We start from the raw sequence: 263 nt of genomic DNA on the forward strand, positions 1-263 counted from the left end.
TTGATGCGGGATTTCTGGAGCTTGACTTTGGTCACTACGCCGTAAAACTGCATAATGTAATCGTTGGGATTTTTCATAACCATCAGATCGTCAAGTCCGGGGATCGGCTTGACTTCGATGCTTATCCTCTCTCCGTACAATTGCTGCGAAACAGGCATAACGCTTTTCATTTCGTCAACAAGCAGATCTTGCCTCACTTCAAATGAAAAGCTGTGGTGGCCGTGAATTTTCTGGGTTATTTTTAAATTGCTGAAATTGGTGAT

Annotated in this window: 1 pseudogene; it reads right to left on the reverse strand. The window is 43.0% G+C overall.

Features of this window, described 5'->3' with window-relative positions:
* Window positions 1–263: pseudogene (locus ACE01P_RS24480) on the reverse strand (type IV secretion protein Rhs); the annotation flags it as partial.

The sequence above is a fragment of the Flavobacterium sp. HJSW_4 genome, assembly GCF_042436695.1.
GTDB lineage: Bacteria > Bacteroidota > Bacteroidia > Flavobacteriales > Flavobacteriaceae > Flavobacterium.